Below are 17,587 nucleotides of genomic sequence, written 5' to 3' on the forward strand. Positions count from 1 at the left end.
CCGAAGCCCTGGACAGCCGTCCAGCGATTGACTTCGGAATACGTTCCGAAGTACCGTTGGATCATGCCCACCCCCACGGTCGCCTTCTCCGAGCTCTCCAAGAACTCAAAGCGTGTCGCCGAAACGCTCGACCGGACCCAGCGCGTGCACATCACGCGTCGAGACGGCGAGGATCTGTACCTGACGACTGCCCGCCACGACCAGCAGCGCGAGGAGACGGCGGACATCACGGCTCGTCTTCTCGCCGCCCTCGTCCGCAGTGACGCCGGCGAGCGGGCCATACTGCGGGCGCTGCCTTCGGTCTTCCCATGGATGCGCCATCTGTCGGCAGACGAATCGAAGGAGTTCGTGGCCGAGCTCATCGACGCCACGTACGACGCCGCACAACTGGACGTCCACGCCAATCTGCACCGAGTCGTCGTCGAATGGCGCGCGACGGCCCGGATCCTCGCCGATCCCGGTCTCACTGCACAGCTCACCCGTCGACTGCCGGACGAGGACCATGGCGAGGTGACGGCGCCATGAGTCCCAAGCGCGGCGACGACGTCGCCCCGCCGCCGGTCGACCGCGAGTGGCGGCTGCGCTTCGCCACGAACGAAGCGGCGAAAGGGTGGGGGGAACTGGGCGCGGAAGCCCCCGGGAACACCCGGCGCTGTTTCGAGGCACTGCGCCGCGACCCCGTGTCCCGAGCGGACCCCGACAGACATCACCGACTGCGCGGGCGCCTGGCCACCGGCAGTCTCGGGGGGCGGGAGTATCCCCAGTGGGAATACGAGGTGACGGCGTGCGGTCGCGTCCGGTACCTCGTCGACGAGGCCCGCCACACGGTCCACTTCGTGTACGCGTCTCCGCGCCACCCCAAGGACACCGAGTAGACCAGCCGCGGCCAACCTGCCTCCCCGCCAACGGATTTGGCGTTGGATCACATTGTCTTTCGCGGGGAAGATGGCCCCCATGGCATCGACACCCCCACGCACCACACGCAGCGCACTCCACCTCTCCGCCACCCTCCTCACCGCGAGCGTCGCGCTGTACATAGCGCTCGTGGCGTTCGGGAACATCACGGACTTCGGGACCAACCAGGCGTTCGTGCAGCATGTTCTCGCGATGGACACGACGTTCAAGGACGACGATCTGATGTGGAGAGCCATCACCAGCAAGGGACTTCAGAACACGGCGTACGTCGCGATCATCGTCTGGGAGACGCTCGCGGCGCTCGTGCTGATCTACGGCACGTGGCTGTGGGTGCGCGGGGACGATCCGCGGGCCCGGCGCTTCTCCACCTACGGCCTGCTCATGCTCATGCTGCTCTTCGGCGCCGGGTTCATCGCGATCGGCGGGGAGTGGTTCTCCATGTGGCAGTCGGACACCTGGAACGGGCTGGACGCGGCGCTGCGGGTGTTCGTGTTGAGCGGGGTCGTGCTGCTGGTGGTCAATCTGCCGGACCGCAGCGCCAGTTAGGGCCAGTTGGCGCTAGTTGACGACGACGACCTTCGTCCCCGTCTCGCCGAACGTCCACAGTGCCGACCCGTCCGCCGTCTTCATGCGGATGCCGCCGGTCTGGACGCCGTTCGCGGGCGGGGGCGAGGAGCCGTCCACCGCGTTGGAGAAGGCGACGTTCACGCCGCCCACGGCGGTGAAGTACACGATGTGCTCGATCCGCACGCCGTCGGATCCGGTCGTCGGGTCTCCCCGGCGCAGCGAGACCGAGTAGGTGCCGGGGGCCGGGTCCACCGTCCCCGGCCAGACGGCGAAGGTCCGCCGGGCCGCCTCGCTCGCGTCGATCAGCCAGACCCGCTTGTCGCCGAGCGAGTAGACGATCCGACGGCCGGTCCCGGAGGCGTCCGGGACCGCGGTCGCCGACGGCTCGGGCTGCGCGGACGCGCGGGGGGACGCCGACACGCTCGGCCGGGCGGTGGCGGCCACGCTCGGCTTCGTTCCCTTGTCGGCCTGTACGGCCAGGGCGACGACGGCGGCTATCGCCCCCACGGTCAGACCCGTCACCCAGACCTTCGGGGCTGGCACGGCACGCATCTCCTCGGCTAAGGATCCCCGTCGAACGGGGGTCGGATCATCGTACCGGCCCCCGCCGAGACACCTTTCCCGTCAGTCCAGCACCGGCAGCAGCTCCGGCAGGTGCCCGTCGGAGACCTGCGCCGCCTTCTGCCGCTCCTCGGACACCTCCCCGTAGAGCGTCGTGCGCGGGCGGGCGGGACGGCCCGCCGCCTCCGCCACCGCGATCAGGTCCTTCACCGACTTGTACGAGCCGTACGACGAACCCGCCATCCGCGAGATCGTCTCCTCCATCAGGGTGCCGCCCAGGTCGTTCGCGCCCGAGCGGAGCATTTCCGCCGCGCCCTCCGTACCCAGCTTGACCCAGCTGGTCTGGATGTTCGGCACCCAGGGGTGGAGCAGCAGCCGTGCCATCGCCGTGACCGCCCTGTTGTCCCGCATGGACGGGCCGGGGCGGGCGATGCCGGCCAGGTACACCGGGGCGTTGGTGTGGATGAAGGGGAGCGTCACGAACTCCGTGAAGCCGCCCGTGCGTTGCTGGATTCCGGCCAGCGTGCGCAGGTGGCCCAGCCAGTGGCGGGGCTGGTCCACATGGCCGTACATCATCGTCGACGAGGACCTGATGCCGACCTCGTGCGCGGTCTCGATCACCTCGATCCAGGTCGCCGTCGGCAGCTTGCCCTTGGTCAGCACCCAGCGGACCTCGTCGTCGAGGATCTCGGCGGCCGTGCCGGGGATGGAGTCGAGGCCGGCCTCCTTTGCCGTCGTCAGCCACTCGCGGATGGACATGCCGGTGCGGGTCGCGCCGTTGACGACCTCCATCGGGGAGAAGGCGTGCACATGCATGCCGGGGACCCGCTCCTTCACCGCGCGGGCGATGTCGAAGTACGCCGTCCCCGGCAGGTCCGGGTGGATCCCGCCCTGCATGCAGACCTCCACCGCGCCCACCTCCCAGGCCTGCTGGGCACGGTCGGCCACCTGGTCCAGGGACAGGGTGTAGGCGTCGGCGTCGGTGCGTCGCTGGGCGAAGGCGCAGAACCGGCAGCCCGTGTAGCAGACGTTGGTGAAGTTGATGTTCCGCGTGACGATGTACGTGACGTCGTCGCCGGCCACCGACTTGCGGACGTCGTCGGCCACTTGGCACAGGGCGTCCAGGGCGGGCCCGTCCGCGTGCAGCAGGGCGAGGGCCTCTTCGTCGGTCAGGCGCGTGGGGTCGTCGGCGGCGACCCGCAGCGCCTGCCGTACGTCCGTGTCGATGCGCTCGGGCACCATGCCGGGGGCAGCGGCCTCGCGCAGGGCGCCCCAGTCGCCGTAGACCTCGTCGAAGTCGTCGCGGCGGTCGGACGTACGGCCCTCGGTGTCGATCGTGGCGTGCAGATCCGTGCGGCCGGACGGGACGAAGACCTCCTCCGGCTCCTGCCAGGGCAGTCCCCGCGGAAGGGCGTCGGGGCGTGCCAGGCCCGTCTCCGGGTCCGCCAGCGCCGCCACGTGCGGCCGCAGCCGCGGATCCAGCCACGGCTCGCCGCGCTGCACGAACTCGGGGTACACACAAAGACGTTCCCGCAGCTCGAAACCGGCCGCCGCGGACCGCTCGGTGAGCTCCTCGATCTGCGGCCAGGGCCGCTCGGGGTTCACGTGGTCGATGGTGAGCGGGCTGACCCCGCCCCAGTCGTCGATCCCCGCCCCGATCAGCCGCTCGTACTCGCTGTCGACCAGGTTCGGCGGGGCCTGGATGTTGGCGGCCGGGCCCATGATGAGACGGGCGACGGCCACCGCGGCGACCAGCTCGTCCAGTTCCGCGTCGGGCATGCCGCGCATCGCGGTGTCCGGCTTGGCGCGGAAGTTCTGGATGATCAGTTCCTGGACGCTGTGATACGCCCGTGCTGTGCGCCGGAGCGCGAAGAGGGACTCGGCGCGCTCCTCGTACGTCTCCCCGATCCCGATGAGGATGCCGCTCGTGAAAGGCACCGACGAACGCCCGGCGTCCTCCAGGACCCGCAGCCGTACGGCGGGTTCCTTGTCCGGGGAGCCGTAGTGCGGTCCGCCGGGCTCGGACCAGAGCCGCTCGGCGGTCGTCTCCAGCATCATGCCCATGCTCGGCGCGACCGGCTTGAGCCGCTGGAAGTCGGTCCAGGACAGCACGCCCGGGTTGAGGTGGGGCAGCAGCCCGGTCTCCTCCAGGATGCGGATGGAGATGGCCCGGACGTAGGCGATGGTGTCGTCGTAGCCATGGGCGTCAAGCCACTCCCTGGCCTCCGGCCAGCGGTCCTCGGGTTTGTCGCCGAGGGTGATCAGCGCTTCCTTGCAGCCCAGCGCGGCACCCTTGCGGGCCACGTCCAGGACCTCGTCGGGGGACATGAACATCCCGTGGCCGCCCCGGCGGAGCTTGCCGGGCACGGTCACGAAGGTGCAGTAGTGGCACTTGTCCCGGCACAGCCGGGTCAGCGGGATGAAGACGCTCTTCGAGTACGTGATGACACCGGGGCGGCCCGCCTGCGCGAGGCCCGCGTCCCTGACGCGGGCGGCCGACGCGGTGAGGTCGACGAGGGCCTCGCCGCGCGCTTGCAGCAGGACCGCTGCCTCGGCCACGTCGAGTGCGACGCCGTCCCGGGCCCGTTTGAGAGCGCGACGCAGGGAGTTCTCGGTGGGGCCGGTACCGCCGGGGCGGTCGGTGGGGCCGGTTCCGGAGGTCGCGGAAGTCGTCATCCTTCGAGCATACGAGCGGTGTGACCAGGGCAGAGGTGCCACCCGAAGGTGGGTGACGTCACACGCCCTCACCATCCCCCTGGACATAACGGGCATACTCGTCAAGCACCTTGAGTACCTCGGCCTCCCCGGCCGGGGGCAGTTGCAGCACGACCTCCTCGATCCCGAGCTCGGCGTAGTGGGCGAGCTTGCCGGGGGTGGGGACGACGGCGTACGGAACGACCTGGAGGGCGGCCGGGTCACGGCCCGCATCGGCCCAGGCGGTGCGCAGCACGGGCAGGGACTCGGTCAGACCGCGTCCGCCGATGGGCAGCCAGCCGTCGGCGTACTCGCAGATGTGGGAGAACAGCTTCGGCCCTGCGGCGCCGCCCACGAGGGTCCGCTTCCGGACGGGCTTGGGGAAGGCGTGGCTGGCCCGGACGCTCCCGAACCGCCCCTCATAGGCGGTCGGTTCGTCCGCCCAGAGCGCCTGCATGAGCGCCATCCGGTCCCGGACGAGCTCACGCCGGGTGCGCCACTCGACGCCGTGATCGGCGGCTTCCTCGACGTTCCAGCCGAACCCGAGTCCGAGCGTGAACCGTCCGCCGGAAAGGTGGTCGAGGGTCGCGATCTGCTTGGCGAGGTCGATCGGGTCGTGCTGGGCGACGAGCGTGATGCCGGTGCCGAGACCGAGCCGCTCGGTGACGGCGGCGGCCTGGCCGAGCGCGACGAAGGGGTCGAGGGTACGGCCGTACTCGCGCGGCAGGTCGCCGCCGGCCGGGTACGGGGTGACCCGCTCGACGGGGATGTGGGTGTGCTCGGGCAGATACAGCCCGGCGAAGCCCCGCGCCTCCAGCTCACGGGCGATCCGGGTCGGGGTGATGGTCTCGTCGGTGAGGAAGATCGTCACGGAAATTCGCATGACTGCATCTGTACCGGGCGGGGGCCGGGATGTCCATACCGACTGGTCGGGATCAGCGCCGTGATCGAGCCCGCTGCCGCGTGTCGGTCATCTGTCGGGGCTGTCGGTCATCTGTCAGGGCTGTCGGTCGGATATCGGGGGCTTGTCGACAAGGACCCGGAGTCTTGTCGCAGATCCCGCCGGGTGACCGCCCGCCGGCCCTGCGACCTCCCTGGAGTCACCATGACCACCCACGTCACGATCATCGGCGCCGGACTCGGCGGCCTCATGCTCGCCCGCGTCCTGCACGTCAACGGCATCCCGTCCACCGTCTACGAGGCGGAGTCCTCGCCGACGGCGCGTGCGCAGGGCGGGATGCTCGACATCCACGACTACAACGGACAGCTCGCGTTGGAGGCGGCGGGCCTGATGGAGGAGTTCCGCGGTCTCGTCCTGGAGGGGCGCGAGGCGACGCGGCTGCTCGACCGGGACGGGACGCTCCTGTTCGAGAAGGCCGACGACGGCACCGGCGGCCGCCCCGAGGTGCAGCGCGGCGAGCTGCGGCAGCTCCTGCTCGACTCGCTCCCGGCCGGGACGGTCCGCTGGGGCCACAAGGTCAGCGGCACGCGTGTGCTGGGCGAGGGGCGCCACGAGGTGACGTTCGCGGACGGCGGGAGCGTGGTCACCGGTCTGCTGGTCGGCGCGGACGGTGCCTGGTCACGGGTGCGGCCGCTGCTCTCCGCCGCGAGGCCCGAGTACACCGGCATGTCCTGCGTCGAGGTGCACCTGTACGACGCCGACACCCGGCACCCGGTCAGCGCGAAAGCGGTCGGAAGCGGCGCTCTGTTCGTGCTCGCGCCGGGCAAGGGCTTCGTGACGCACCGGGAGAGGGGCGGCAACCTGCACACCTACGTGATGTTCGCCCGCCCGCAGGACTGGTTCGCGGACATCGACTTCACCGACCCCGCCGCGGCCACCGCCCGCATCGCGGCGGAGTTCGACGGCTGGGCCCCGGAACTCACCGCACTGATCACCGACGGCGACACCGCCCCGGTACTGCGTCCCTTCGTCGCCCTGCCCGTCGAGCACCGGTGGGAGCGGGTGCCGGGAGTGACACTGATCGGCGACGCCGCCCATGTGGCCGCCCCGAACGGCGAGGGCGCCAACCTCGCCATGCTCGACGGCGCCGAACTCGCCCGGGCCCTCGCGGCCCACCCCGACGACATCGAGACCGCGCTCACCGAGCACGAACGCGCCATGTTCCCCCGCAGCGCCGCAACCGCCACCGAGGGCACCGAGCTCTACGCCCTCATGTTCGGCGAGAGCACACCGCACGGCCTGATCGACATGTTCACCGGACACGAACAGGGCGAGTGAGGTCATGCGTTGAGGTAGCGGTACCTGCCGTCACTCGGCGAGACGAAGAGTTGGCCGTCCCGAACTTGCCATTCAGTCGTGCCGTCGACTTCATGGCTGGCCAGGAAGAGGCCTGTTACGTGGTCTCCGTCCTCGTTGGCCGGGATCCTCGCCATGTCCCGGACCTGACGGACAAGCCAGTCCACACCCGACTCGCGGATGTCGGCGCCGTAGAACAGGTAATGAATCCAGTTGACGTGCCGGCGGGGAGTGCCCCATCCGTTGGAGTAGTGGTCGTCTTCGTGGGACGAGATGATCCCCTGGGCTGCGGCGAGTTGTTCCTCGTCGCACTCCAGCCATCCTCTGACCGACACGTAGATACCCATCGATGTTTCCTCTCCCCACGTCAGCGCAGAACCTGTGAAGGAGCCGACATGAGCACGGGCCGTTGGCAGAAGTCGTCCTACTGCCAGGAAGGCGACGCCTGCGTCCACATATCCAGCGACCCCGACAACGTCCACATCACCGACTCCGACGCTGCCCAAACCATCGTCACCGTCAGCCACGGCGCCTTCGCCGCCCTGGTGAAGTCACTCTGACCCGTCCGCCAGGTCCGCCACCACCGCCGCGTGGTCCGACGGCCAGACCCCGTCCACCGGCCCGTCGCCCGCGCGCCGGACGCCCAGGACATGGCCCAGCCCCCTCGCCGCCGGCGGGCCCACGTGGATGTAGTCGATACGGACCGGCGGGGCCACGCGGACGTACGGGTTCGCCGGGTCCCAGGTCGCCGAGGGGGCCGTCGGGTCCGCGTACTCCCAGGCGTCCAGGAAGAGTTGGTCCGGTGCGGCCGGGGCCGTCTTGTAGCCGCCGAAGAGGCGGACCTCGTCGGAGTCGGGCCAGGCGTTGAAGTCGCCGGTGACGACGGGCGGGAAGTCGGTGCCCGACCTGTGCGTGGCCACGAACTCCGCCAGAGCCGTGACCTGTTGGCAGCGGATCGCCGAGGCGGTGGGGGCCGAGGTGAGGTGGGTGGTGAAGAAGGGGATGTCGTACGACGGTCCCGCGAGCCGGGTGTGGAAGGCCAGGCGGCCGTCGTCCAGATCCTCGGGGGCCGGCAGCCGCAGGACGGCCTGGTCGGCCACCGGCCATCGGCTCAGTACCGCGTTGCCGACCTCGACCCCCGGGTCGCCGATCCGCCGCTGCCAGCGCTCCGAGGCGGGCGACGCGGCCCACGCCCAGTGCAGGCCCAGCTCCCCGGCCAGCCACTCCGCCAGGTTCTCGGAGCCGGCCGACCACACCTCCTGGAGGCCGACCACATCCGGCCGCAGCTCCCGCAGCACCGCCAGGATCGCCTTCTGGCGTTCCTCCCACGGGCCGAAGCGCCACCACAGGTTCCAGGTCACCACGCGCATCGCCGACACCCCTTCGTCCGTCCGGCCCGCACCCTGAGATCATCGAGGCCGCCGGTCAGGTTACGGAAGACAAGAGACAGGAGTCTCACCCCCCATGTCCCGCGACGCCGAGCGCAAGTACCGCACCGCCAGGGCCGTTCAGCGCCTGCTCAACCCCGTCATGCGGCGGCTGCCCCTGCAGACCGTCCTGGAGACCACCGGCCGCACCTCGGGCCTGCCCCGCCGGACCCCGGTGGGCGGCAAACGGGTCGGCGGGACCTTCTGGCTGGTCTCCGAGTTCGGCGAGCGTTCGCAGTACGTCCGCAACATCAAGGCCGATCCGCGGGTGCGGGTGCGCATCCGGGGGCGGTGGCACACCGGGACCGCCCATCTCATGCCGGACGACGACACCGCCGTACGACTGCGCTCGCTGCCCCTGATGAACAGCGCGGCGGTACGGGCCATAGGAGCCGGGCAGTTGACCGTGCGGGTGGATCTGGACCAGTGAAGAGATACGGTGGATTCGCCGACCGGACAGTCCTTCGGCATGTGTCTCGTTCGCGGAGGATGAGAGAAGGATGGACCGGGCGCTGCTGGCCGACTTTCTCCGCGCGCGCCGGGAGGTGCTGCAGCCGGAGGACGTCGGGCTTCCCCGCGGGCCGCGGCGTCGTACCGGGGGACTGCGGCGCGAGGAGGTCGCCGCACTGGCCGGCATGTCGGTCGACTACTACAGCCGGATCGAACAGCAGCGCGGTCCGATGCCGTCCGAGCAGGTGCTCGCCGGGCTCGCCCGGGGCCTGCACCTCAGCCTGAGCGAACGCGACCACCTCTTCGACCTCGCCGGGCACTCGGCGCCGCGACGGCACCTGCGCGACGACCACGTCAGCCCCACCATGCTGCGCATCGTCGAACGGCTCGGGGACACACCCGCCCTGGTGATGTCCCGCTTCAACGAGACGCTGCTGCAGAATCAGCCGGCGGTCGCCCTGCTGGGCGACTACACCCGCTTCAGCGGAATGTCCCGCTACCTGGTCTACCGCTGGTTCACCGACCCCGCGCAACGCGACCTCTACCCCGTCGAGGACCACGACCTACGAGGCAGGGTCTTCACCTCGGAGATCCGGGCGGCGTACACGTCGGACCCTGAGGGAATCGCCGGCGAGATCGTCGCCGCGCTGCTGGACGTCAGCCCCGAGTTCGCCGAGGTCTGGCGGCTGCACGAGGTGGACGTCACCCACCACAACGACCTCAAGCGCTACCGCCACCCCGAGCTGGGCGAACTGGAGCTGTACTGCCAGCGCCTGATCGACCCCGACCAGGCCCAGGAACTCCTGGTCTTCTCCGCCACACCTGGCTCACCCAGCTACGAGAAGCTCCACCTCCTGTCCGCCGTGAGGGACTAGTCGTACGAGTTATCTCCATCTGCACCGCTCGGTCTGCCACGGACAACTTGTCCGTGGATAAGTGAGGCCTTCATCCGGGTTCTGATCAACGCCACGCTTGATCAGTCGAACACGGGAGGCTGAGATGGATCGGGCGCTGTTGGCCCACTTCCTCCGGGCGCGCCGGGAGGTGCTGCAGCCGGAGGACGTGGGGCTTCCCCGCGGGCCGCGGCGTCGTACCGGGGGACTGCGGCGCGAGGAGGTCGCCGCACTGGCCGGCATGTCGGTCGACTACTACAGCCGGATCGAGCAGCAGCGCGGTCCGATGCCGTCCGAGCAGGTGCTCGCCGGGCTCGCCCGGGGCCTGCACCTCAGCCTGGGCGAGCGCGACCACCTCTTCGACCTCGGCGGACATTCGGCGCCGCGGCGGCATCTGCGCGAGGATCACGTCAGCCCCACCATGCTGCGCATCGTCGAACGACTCGCGGATACACCGGCGTTGGTGATGTCCCGCTTCAACGAGACGCTGCTGCAGAATCAGCCGGCGGTCGCCCTGCTGGGCGACTACACCCGCTTCAGCGGAATGTCCCGCTACCTGGTCTACCGCTGGTTCACCGACCCGGCACAACGCGACCTCTACCCCGCCGAGGACCACGACCTACGCGGCAGGGTCTTCACCGTCGACCTCCGGTCGGTGTACACCGCGGACCCCCGGGGCCGGGCCGGCGAGATCGTCGCCGCGCTGCTGGACGTCAGCCCCGAGTTCGCCGAGGTCTGGCGGCTGCACGAGGTGGACCTCACCCACCACAACGACCTCAAGCGCTACCTGCATCCCGAGCTGGGCGAACTGCAGTTGTACTGCCAGCGCCTGATCGACCCCGACCAGGCCCAGGAACTCCTGGTCTTCTCCGCCACACCCGGCTCACCCAGCTACGAAAAGCTCCAACTCCTGCCCGCCGTGGGCGTTCAGGCATCCCATGACCCAGAAGTGCTTCGAGAGGATTTCCGATGAAGGCAGTACGTTTCCACGAGTACGGCGACCCGAGCGTCCTGCGCTACGAGGACGTCGAGCAACCCGTACCCGGCGCCGGTCAGGTTCTGATCGGGGTCGCCGCGACATCGTTCAACGGGGTCGACGGCAACATCCGCGGGGGCTTCATGCAGGGCCCCATCCCGGTGACGTTGCCGCACACCCCCGGCATCGACGTCTCCGGCACGGTCCACGCGCTGGGTGAGGGCGTGACCGGCCTCGAGATCGGCGATCAGGTCGTCGGCTTCCTGCCGATGGCGGGCGTCGGCGCGGCCGCGGAGTACGTGGTGGCCCCGGCCGGGATTCTGACGCCGGCGCCCCGGAGCATCCCGCTGCCCGACGCCGCCGCGCTGCCGGTGGTGGGGCTCACCGCCTGGCAGGCCCTGTTCGATCACGCGAAGCTGGTGCCGGGGCAGCGCGTGCTCATCAACGGTGCGGGCGGCGCGGTCGGCGGCTACGCCGTGCAGCTGGCCAAGAACGCCGGCGCGTACGTGATCGCCACGGCCGGCCCGCGCAGCAGCGAGCACGTCGGGACGGCGGGTGCGGACGAGGTCGTCGACCACACCGCCACCGAGGTGACCGCGGCGGTGACCGAGCCGGTCGACGTCGTGCTCAACCTCGCTCCGATCGACCCGGCGCAGCTGGCCGCGCTGCTCACCCTGATCCGTTCCGGTGGAGTGCTGGTGAACACCACGGTGTGGATGCCCGCGCCCAGCGACGAACAGCGCGGTGTGCGCGGCATCGACCTGTTCGTCAACAGCGACGCCGAACAGCTGTCGCGGCTGGTGGCGCTGGTCGACTCTGGCGAGCTGCGCGTCGACGTGGCGCAGCGGGTGCCGCTGGCGGAGCTGCCGGCAGTCCACACCCGGGCCGCCACGGGCGAGCTGCACGGCAAGGTCGTCATCGTCGCGCCCGGCACCTGATCCTCACCCGACCGTCCCTTGAAGGAGACGACCCCGATGATCCCCGACGACGACCCGTCCCGCTCACTGACCGTGGCGGACCCCGACGATCCCGGCACGACGTACATCTCTCTGGTGGGCAACACGTACGCCATGCTGGTCACCGGCGAGCAGACCGCCGGCCGGTACTGCCTGATCGACATGCGCGTCCCCGACGGCGGCGGCCCGCCGCCGCACCGGCACGACTTCGAGGAGATGTTCACCGTCCTCGAGGGCGAGATCGAGTTCACCTTCCGCGGCGAGAAGCACACCGTACGGGCCGGGTCCACGGTCAACATCCCGGCCAACGCCCCGCACAACTTCCGCAACGCCTCGGGTGCGCCGGCCCGCATGCTGTGCATGTGCACCCCCGCCGGCCAGGACGAGTACTTCACGCGCATCGGCGATGTCGTCGCGGGCAAGGACGCGCCGCCGCCCCACCTGTCGGAGGACGAGCTCGCGGAGCGCCGCCGCCGCGCGGCCGAGTTGGCCCCGACCTACCGGAGCGAGTTCCTGTGAGGGGCAGGAGCACATGAGCAAGCGGCACGGCGGCGGCCCCGCGCCCGGCGGGAAGCCACCGCCGCGCCGCTCAGAGAGTCACGGGTGTCACTTGGCCGGCTTGTAGAAGGCGTACGTCGCGGTGTACGCCACGCTCACCTGGTCCGTGCCGGTGCAGGCGGTGGCCGGGGCGACGCCGCCGGTGGTGTTGAGGCGCTGTATGTAGGAGACGCCCCCGAAGACGCCCGCGCCCCGGGTGGCGGTGGCCTGGAGCAGGAGCTCGGGGATGGTGCCGGTCTTGGGGGAGTTGGCGATCGCCGCGGCGTTCACCGCGCTGCCGTCCACCGTGGAGACCCAGACGGGGCCACGGGAGTGCAGGGCGACCGTGCGGCCTCTCCTGTCCGACAGGGTGGCGGCCGGCTCCAGGAGCTTCCAGGCACCGTCGGTGCAGGTGTAGGTCTGCACGCCCCGGGCCGGGTAGACGCCCGTCAGCTTGTTGCCGTCGGGAACCTTCAGGGCCGCGGGGGCCTTCACGGGCTTGAGCGCCGCATCGGCGGGGGCCGCGTTACCGGCGGTCGTCCCCAGGAAGGCGGTCGCGGCGGCGAGGGCCGCGGTGGTCAGGGCGAGTCGTTTGGTGAGCTTCAAGTCGGTTCTCCGGAAAGGTTCTTGACTGGTCTTCAGTACAGCGACATCGATGTCGCCGCCCCCGGTCCGGGACTCTACGGGCCCTCCCGAGGGTTACCGGCCAGTTGGCCGAACCCCGTCCCGAAGAGCCGCTCACCCCGGCCAGACGATCGACTGCACCTCGCTGTAGGCGTGCAGCGCGTACGACCCGCAGTCCCGTCCGACCCCGCTGCTGCGGAAGCCTCCGAACGGTGCCTCCATGTTGCGGCCGACCGTGTTGACCCCGACTCCCCCGGCCCGTAGCCGCCGTGCCACCCGGAAGGCGCGGGCCACGTCGGCCGACCAGACGTAGTCGATGAGGCCGTAGTCGGTGTCGTTGGCGAGCGCGATGCCCTCCTCCTCGTCGTCGAAGGGCGTCACGGTCACGACGGGGCCGAAGATCTCCTCGCGGACCACCCGCATCTCCGGGCCACAGTCGGCGAGGAGGGTCGGGGCGACGTAGAAACCGCGGTCGGCAGCGGGCCGTTCACCGCCCACGATGACGGAAGCGCCTTCCTTGCGGCCGAGTTCGACGTACGACTCCACCCGCTCCCGGTGCGCCGCCGAGATCACCGGCCCGACGACCGTTCCGGCCTCCCGGGGGTTACCCACCTTCAACCTGTCTGCGTACGCGGCCAGTTGCTCGACGAGTCGCTCGTAGATCCCGCGCTGCACCAGCACCCTCGTCGGTGCCGTACAGATCTGTCCGCTGTAGAAGGAGAAGGTGGTCCCGATCCCGGCCACGGCCGACCCGAGATCCGCGTCCTCGAAGACGACCGCCGCTCCCTTTCCGCCCAGCTCCATCAACTGCCGCTTCATGGACCGCCCGCACACCTCGCCGATGCGCTGTCCGACGGCCGTGGAGCCGGTGAAGCTGACCATGTCGACGTCCGGGGAGTCGACCGCGGCCTCACCGACCTCCACGGCACGGCCGCTCACCACGTTCACGACCCCGCGCGGAACCCCGGCGGCCTCCAGCGCCTCCGCCATGCGGTACACGGAGAGGGGGTCCTGCGGGGCGGGCTTCACGACCACCGTGTTGCCCATGACGAGCGCGGGGGCGATCTTGCCCGCCGGGTTCGCCCAGGGGTTGTTGTACGACGTGATGCAGGTGACGACCCCGACGGGCTGCCGGACGGCCAGCGCGCCCATCACCGCGGCCTTCCCCATCGGCCCGGCCTCGTTGATCTGCGGCGGGATCGCCCACTCGGCGGGCTCGACCTGCGCGTACCGCCGGAAGCGGGCGGCGGCGACGCCGACCTGCATCGCGCGGGCCGTGGCGGTGGTCGCCCCGGTCTCGGCCTGGGCCAGTTCGGCGTACGGCACCAGGCGGGAGCGCATGAGGTCGGAGGCGCGGGCGAGGATCGCCGCCCGCTCCCCCACCGGCGTGCGCGACCACGCCCCGAAGGCCTCGCGGGCCGCGGCACAGGCCGCGCGCACCTGATCCCGCGAGGCCTCCGGAGCCCACCCGACGGTCTCCTCGGTGGCCGGATCGACCACCGCGTAGTGCCCACGGTCCGGCACGACCCACTCACCGCCGACGAAGAGCCGCTGCCCGGCCGAGGGGCCGATCGAGGGATCGGCCGCAGCACCGGCCGACGGACCATCTGCGGGCCTGCCCGACCCCGCCGCAGCACCGGCCGCGGGACCGATCAAGGAATCGGGAGAGGGATCGGTCGAGGGCCCGCCCGACGGACCATCCGCCGCACCGGCCAAGGGCCCGACCTGCCCCCCGCCCACCGAGGGCCCGACCCGCGCCCCCGCCGAAGATCCCTCCCCGGAGCCCACCTCGTTCCTCACCTCGCCGGCGGAGCTCACCTGGTGCTCACCGTCCGCGTGTCCCGCCCCGACCGCAGCACCCGGCCCGGTACGGCTCCGCTCACCACGTCGTCCCGGATCGCCTCGATCCCGTTGACCCATACGGCCCGTATTCCGATCGCCTTGGAGTCCAGCCGTGGACTGTCACCCGGCAGGTCGTGCACCAGGGTGGCCGTGCCCGCGGCGATCCGTTCCGGGTCGAAGAGCACGAGGTCCGCATGGAAGCCCTCCTCGATCCGCCCGCGCTCCCGCAGGCCGAACAGCTGGGCCGGGTCGTCGGTGAGCATCTTCACGGCCTGCTCCAGCGACGTCAGCCGCCGCCCGCGCAGACAGTCCCCGATGAAGCGGGTCGTGTACGGCGCCCCGCACATCCGGTCCAGGTGCGCGCCCGCGTCGGAGCCGCCGAGCAGCACGTCCTCGTGCTGCCAGGCCTCGGCACGCATCGCCCAGGACGCCGGGTCGTTGTCGGTGGGCATGGGCCACAGGACCGTACGCAACGAGTCGGCCGCGCAGATCTCGACCAGCGCGGCGAACGGCTCCTGCCCGCGCTCGGCCGCGATGTCCTCCACGACCCGTCCACTGAGCCCGCGGTTCGCCTCGCTGTAGGTGTCGCCGATGACGTACCGCCCGAAGTTGGTCAGCCGCCGGAAGACCCCCGCCTCCTTGGACACGGAGTGCCTGAGCAGTTCCTTCTGTACGTCCGGATCGCGCAGCCGCTCGATCCGCTCGGGGACGGGCAGTGCGAGAACCGGTCCCCAGCCGGGGATCAGGTTCAGTGCGCAGAACGTGCCCAGGGACATGTTCATCGGGGTCAGGATCGGCATGGTGAGAGCGACGACCCGGCCACCCGCCTTCCTCGCCTGCTCGCTCGCGAACAGCTGCCTCGGCACCCGCTCCGGCACGGACGAGTCAATGGTCAGCACGTTCCAGTTCAACGGCCGCCCGGCCGCCGCGCTCATCTCCACGAACAGTTCGATCTCGGCATCGCTGAACTGATCGAGACACCCGGCGACGATCGCCTCGATCTGTGTCCCCTCGTGCTCCCCGACGGCCCGCGACAGGGCCAGCAGCTCGGCGGGCAGCGCGTGCCGGGACGCCACGGGCTTTCCGTCGCCGTCGGAGTGCGTGGACGACTGGGTGGTGGAGAGACCCCAGGCGCCGGCGTCCATGGCCTCGTGGAACAGCCGCAGCATCTCCGCGAGTTGCTCCTCGGACGGCTGCCCCCCGATGGCGTCCGGCCCCATGACATACCGCCGCAGCGCGCAATGGCCCACCATGAAACCGGCGTTGACCGCGATCCGGTCTTCGAGCGCGTCCAGGTACTCGCCGAAGGAGTGCCAGCTCCAGGGTGCCCCCTCCTCCAGGGCGACCAGCGACATCCCCTCGACCTTGGACATCATCCGGCGGGTGTAGTCGGCGTCGTCCGGGCGGGCCGGGTTCAGCGGCGCCAGGGTGAAGCCGCAGTTCCCGGCGGCGACCGTGGTGACCCCATGGTTGAGGGAGGGGGTCGCGTACGGGTCCCAGAACAGCTGGGCGTCGTAGTGCGTGTGCGGATCGACGAACCCGGGAGCGAGGACGAGCCCGCCGGCGTCCTCGCTGGTGCGGGCCTCCTCGGCGACACCCCGGCCGATCACGGCGATACGACCGTCCCGGATGCCGACGTCGGCGGTGAAGGCGGGCGCACCGGTCCCGTCGACAACGGTCGCACCCCTGATGACGTGATCGAGCATGGAACCGAGCCCCCCTATGCGGATTCGCGGAATCGGGTCGTCCGGTGCACCGGATCCGTGTCGATCTTCGGAATCACGTGCTCCCCGATGAGACGGATCGTCTGCAGCGTCTCCTCCTTCGGCACCCCCACCGGCAGCCCGAAGCTCAGCTGGTCCGCCCCGGCCTGCTCCCACCGCTTGCACTGCCGGACCACCTCGTCGGGATCCCCGCAGATCAGCAGCTCCTCCTCGATGAGCACCTCCACGAACTCCGCGGTGTACTCGGGCAGCGTCTCGGGCCACACCGGGAACCCCTCGGGCCGCGGGAAGGTGTCGTGGTACCGGAACACCAGGGACGGCAGATAGTGCAGCCCCCCGTTCACCGCGATCTCGATCGCCTCGGCGTGCGTCGGCGCGCAGATGGCCGTCGTCGTCACCATCACGTTGTCGTTGACGAAGTCCCCGATCGGCTCGGCGTCGACCACCGCCGTCTTGTACTGCTCGAGGACCCACTCCATGTCGGAGACCTTCTGCACGCTGAAGCCCAGCACCCCGAGCCCCTTGCGGGCAGCCATGGCGTACGACGGCGGCGACCCGGCCGCGTACCACATCGCGGGGTGCGACTTCCCGTACGGCTTCGGCAGCACCTTCCGCGGCGGCAGCTGCCAGTGCTTGCCCTGGAAGCCGGTGTACTCGTCCTGGAGCCACATCTTGGGGAACTCGGCGATGGTCTCTTCCCAGATCTCCTTGGTGTAGTTCATGTCGGTCACGCCCGGTATGAACCCGAGGATCTCGTGCGATCCCGCCCCGCGCCCGCTGCCGAACTCGAAGCGGTTCTCAGTGAGATGGTCGAGCATGGCCACTTTCTCGGCGACCTTCACGGGGTGGTTGACCTGGGCGAGCGGGTTGAAGATCCCGGAGCCGAGATGGATCCGCTCGGTCGCGTGCGCGAGGTACCCGAGGAACACGTCGTTGGCGGAGAGGTGCGAGTACTCCTCCAGGAAGTGGTGCTCGGACGCCCAGGCGTACTTGAAGCCGGACCGGTCCGCCTGGATGACGTACTCGGTCTCCTCCATCAGCGCCTTGTGTTCGGCCAGCGGGTCGGTCTCGGCACGTTTGCCCACGTATCCCTGTACAAAGAGCCCGAATTCCAAGGAGGTTCACCGTCCCCAGTCTGTCTCTGACACTCCTGTTTCTGACACA

At 70.4% G+C, this 17,587-nt stretch carries 19 protein-coding genes; 10 read left to right on the forward strand and 9 right to left on the reverse strand.

Features of this window, described 5'->3' with window-relative positions; all coding sequences use genetic code 11:
- Positions 1-63: 63 nt before the first annotated feature.
- From AQJ46_RS18170 to AQJ46_RS18180, 3 genes are all read left to right on the forward strand, one after another.
- Positions 64-525 carry a hypothetical protein gene (locus AQJ46_RS18170; protein WP_059206585.1) on the forward strand — a complete coding sequence of 154 codons (462 nt, stop codon included), beginning with the start codon at positions 64-66 and terminating at the stop codon, positions 523-525.
- Positions 522-875, forward strand: coding sequence for a hypothetical protein (locus AQJ46_RS18175; protein WP_059206586.1), 354 nt, complete (start codon positions 522-524; stop codon positions 873-875). The genes AQJ46_RS18170 and AQJ46_RS18175 overlap by 4 nt, the downstream gene beginning before the upstream one ends.
- A gap of 79 nt (positions 876-954) precedes the next feature.
- On the forward strand, positions 955-1,461 hold the full coding sequence (locus AQJ46_RS18180; protein ID WP_059206587.1) for a DUF2165 domain-containing protein: 507 nt from the start codon (positions 955-957) through the stop codon (positions 1,459-1,461).
- A gap of 12 nt (positions 1,462-1,473) precedes the next feature.
- On the opposite strand, the gene AQJ46_RS18185 is transcribed toward AQJ46_RS18180, so the two are convergent.
- From AQJ46_RS18185 to AQJ46_RS18195, 3 genes are all read right to left on the reverse strand, one after another.
- Complete coding sequence (locus AQJ46_RS18185; protein WP_057608470.1) at positions 1,474-2,034, reverse strand: L,D-transpeptidase; 561 nt, start codon at positions 2,032-2,034, stop codon at positions 1,474-1,476.
- A gap of 72 nt (positions 2,035-2,106) precedes the next feature.
- Positions 2,107-4,719, reverse strand: a complete 2,613-nt coding sequence (locus AQJ46_RS18190) for a bifunctional FO biosynthesis protein CofGH (protein ID WP_059206588.1) — start codon at positions 4,717-4,719, stop codon at positions 2,107-2,109.
- 58 nt (positions 4,720-4,777) lie between these two features.
- Positions 4,778-5,620 (reverse strand): LLM class F420-dependent oxidoreductase, encoded by an 843-nt coding sequence (locus AQJ46_RS18195; RefSeq protein ID WP_059206589.1) that lies wholly within the window; start codon positions 5,618-5,620, stop codon positions 4,778-4,780.
- Positions 5,621-5,842: 222 nt separating this feature from the next.
- Here AQJ46_RS18195 and AQJ46_RS18200 point away from each other — a divergent pair, with 222 nt between their 5' ends.
- Positions 5,843-6,976: an FAD-dependent oxidoreductase gene (locus tag AQJ46_RS18200; RefSeq protein WP_059206590.1), complete on the forward strand. Its 1,134-nt coding sequence runs from the start codon at positions 5,843-5,845 to the stop codon at positions 6,974-6,976.
- A 2-nt stretch (positions 6,977-6,978) separates the two neighbouring features.
- On the opposite strand, the gene AQJ46_RS18205 is transcribed toward AQJ46_RS18200, so the two are convergent.
- Positions 6,979-7,341, reverse strand: a complete 363-nt coding sequence (locus tag AQJ46_RS18205; protein WP_059206591.1) for a hypothetical protein — start codon at positions 7,339-7,341, stop codon at positions 6,979-6,981.
- Positions 7,342-7,389: 48 nt separating this feature from the next.
- Here AQJ46_RS18205 and AQJ46_RS18210 point away from each other — a divergent pair, with 48 nt between their 5' ends.
- Entirely contained in the window at positions 7,390-7,554 is a 165-nt protein-coding gene (locus tag AQJ46_RS18210; RefSeq protein WP_059206592.1) for a DUF397 domain-containing protein, read from the forward strand.
- Here the strand turns inward: AQJ46_RS18210 and AQJ46_RS18215 are convergent.
- Positions 7,546-8,364 (reverse strand): endonuclease/exonuclease/phosphatase family protein, encoded by an 819-nt coding sequence (locus AQJ46_RS18215; RefSeq protein ID WP_208616945.1) that lies wholly within the window; start codon positions 8,362-8,364, stop codon positions 7,546-7,548. The two genes, AQJ46_RS18210 and AQJ46_RS18215, sit on opposite strands and share 9 nt — an antisense overlap.
- A 94-nt stretch (positions 8,365-8,458) precedes the next feature.
- Between AQJ46_RS18215 and AQJ46_RS18220 the strand changes: the two genes are divergently transcribed.
- The 5 genes from AQJ46_RS18220 to AQJ46_RS18240 all read left to right on the forward strand — a co-directional run bounded on the left by AQJ46_RS18220 (position 8,459) and on the right by AQJ46_RS18240 (position 12,215).
- Positions 8,459-8,851, forward strand: a complete 393-nt coding sequence (locus tag AQJ46_RS18220) for a nitroreductase/quinone reductase family protein (RefSeq protein ID WP_059206594.1) — start codon at positions 8,459-8,461, stop codon at positions 8,849-8,851.
- A 70-nt stretch (positions 8,852-8,921) separates the two neighbouring features.
- Positions 8,922-9,746 carry a helix-turn-helix transcriptional regulator gene (locus AQJ46_RS18225; RefSeq protein WP_059206595.1) on the forward strand — a complete coding sequence of 275 codons (825 nt, stop codon included), beginning with the start codon at positions 8,922-8,924 and terminating at the stop codon, positions 9,744-9,746.
- A 124-nt stretch (positions 9,747-9,870) separates the two neighbouring features.
- Positions 9,871-10,737, forward strand: coding sequence for a helix-turn-helix transcriptional regulator (locus AQJ46_RS18230; protein WP_059206596.1), 867 nt, complete (start codon positions 9,871-9,873; stop codon positions 10,735-10,737).
- Positions 10,734-11,678 (forward strand): NADP-dependent oxidoreductase, encoded by a 945-nt coding sequence (locus AQJ46_RS18235; RefSeq protein ID WP_059206597.1) that lies wholly within the window; start codon positions 10,734-10,736, stop codon positions 11,676-11,678. Before AQJ46_RS18230 ends, AQJ46_RS18235 begins: the two co-directional genes overlap by 4 nt.
- Positions 11,679-11,714: 36 nt before the next feature.
- Positions 11,715-12,215 (forward strand): cupin domain-containing protein, encoded by a 501-nt coding sequence (locus AQJ46_RS18240; RefSeq protein ID WP_059206598.1) that lies wholly within the window; start codon positions 11,715-11,717, stop codon positions 12,213-12,215.
- An 87-nt stretch (positions 12,216-12,302) separates the two neighbouring features.
- Here AQJ46_RS18240 and AQJ46_RS18245 read toward each other — a convergent pair whose 3' ends face one another.
- From AQJ46_RS18245 to AQJ46_RS18260, 4 genes are all read right to left on the reverse strand, one after another.
- The gene (locus AQJ46_RS18245) at positions 12,303-12,839 is read right to left on the reverse strand and encodes a DUF3455 domain-containing protein (RefSeq protein WP_057608479.1); all 537 of its coding nucleotides are present in this window, start codon (positions 12,837-12,839) and stop codon (positions 12,303-12,305) included.
- 132 nt (positions 12,840-12,971) lie between these two features.
- Entirely contained in the window at positions 12,972-14,429 is a 1,458-nt protein-coding gene (locus AQJ46_RS18250) for an aldehyde dehydrogenase family protein (RefSeq protein ID WP_059206856.1), read from the reverse strand.
- 242 nt (positions 14,430-14,671) lie between these two features.
- Positions 14,672-16,405, reverse strand: a complete 1,734-nt coding sequence (locus AQJ46_RS18255; protein WP_059206599.1) for an N-acyl-D-amino-acid deacylase family protein — start codon at positions 16,403-16,405, stop codon at positions 14,672-14,674.
- A gap of 14 nt (positions 16,406-16,419) precedes the next feature.
- Complete coding sequence (locus tag AQJ46_RS18260; protein ID WP_079072332.1) at positions 16,420-17,538, reverse strand: LLM class flavin-dependent oxidoreductase; 1,119 nt, start codon at positions 17,536-17,538, stop codon at positions 16,420-16,422.
- Positions 17,539-17,587 lie beyond the last annotated feature (49 nt).

Origin of the sequence: Streptomyces canus (assembly GCF_001514145.1) — a bacterium.
Taxonomy (GTDB): domain Bacteria; phylum Actinomycetota; class Actinomycetes; order Streptomycetales; family Streptomycetaceae; genus Streptomyces; species Streptomyces canus.

Excerpts from the sequence above, each read along its gene's own strand:
- AQJ46_RS18175 (WP_059206586.1), top strand. The coding sequence starts at position 522 with ATGAGTCCCAAGCGCGGCGACGACGTCGCCCCGCCGCCGGTCGACCGC.
- AQJ46_RS18235 (WP_059206597.1), top strand. The coding sequence starts at position 10,734 with ATGAAGGCAGTACGTTTCCACGAGTACGGCGACCCGAGCGTCCTGCGC.
- AQJ46_RS18255 (WP_059206599.1), bottom strand. The coding sequence starts at position 16,405 with ATGCTCGATCACGTCATCAGGGGTGCGACCGTTGTCGACGGGACCGGT.
- AQJ46_RS18180 (WP_059206587.1), top strand. The coding sequence starts at position 955 with ATGGCATCGACACCCCCACGCACCACACGCAGCGCACTCCACCTCTCC.
- AQJ46_RS18195 (WP_059206589.1), bottom strand. The coding sequence starts at position 5,620 with ATGCGAATTTCCGTGACGATCTTCCTCACCGACGAGACCATCACCCCG.
- AQJ46_RS18190 (WP_059206588.1), bottom strand. The coding sequence starts at position 4,719 with ATGACGACTTCCGCGACCTCCGGAACCGGCCCCACCGACCGCCCCGGC.
- AQJ46_RS18210 (WP_059206592.1), top strand. The coding sequence starts at position 7,390 with ATGAGCACGGGCCGTTGGCAGAAGTCGTCCTACTGCCAGGAAGGCGAC.
- AQJ46_RS18205 (WP_059206591.1), bottom strand. The coding sequence starts at position 7,341 with ATGGGTATCTACGTGTCGGTCAGAGGATGGCTGGAGTGCGACGAGGAA.
- AQJ46_RS18230 (WP_059206596.1), top strand. The coding sequence starts at position 9,871 with ATGGATCGGGCGCTGTTGGCCCACTTCCTCCGGGCGCGCCGGGAGGTG.
- AQJ46_RS18240 (WP_059206598.1), top strand. The coding sequence starts at position 11,715 with ATGATCCCCGACGACGACCCGTCCCGCTCACTGACCGTGGCGGACCCC.
- AQJ46_RS18170 (WP_059206585.1), top strand. The coding sequence starts at position 64 with ATGCCCACCCCCACGGTCGCCTTCTCCGAGCTCTCCAAGAACTCAAAG.
- AQJ46_RS18215 (WP_208616945.1), bottom strand. The coding sequence starts at position 8,364 with ATGCGCGTGGTGACCTGGAACCTGTGGTGGCGCTTCGGCCCGTGGGAG.
- AQJ46_RS18220 (WP_059206594.1), top strand. The coding sequence starts at position 8,459 with ATGTCCCGCGACGCCGAGCGCAAGTACCGCACCGCCAGGGCCGTTCAG.
- AQJ46_RS18200 (WP_059206590.1), top strand. The coding sequence starts at position 5,843 with ATGACCACCCACGTCACGATCATCGGCGCCGGACTCGGCGGCCTCATG.
- AQJ46_RS18225 (WP_059206595.1), top strand. The coding sequence starts at position 8,922 with ATGGACCGGGCGCTGCTGGCCGACTTTCTCCGCGCGCGCCGGGAGGTG.
- AQJ46_RS18185 (WP_057608470.1), bottom strand. The coding sequence starts at position 2,034 with ATGCGTGCCGTGCCAGCCCCGAAGGTCTGGGTGACGGGTCTGACCGTG.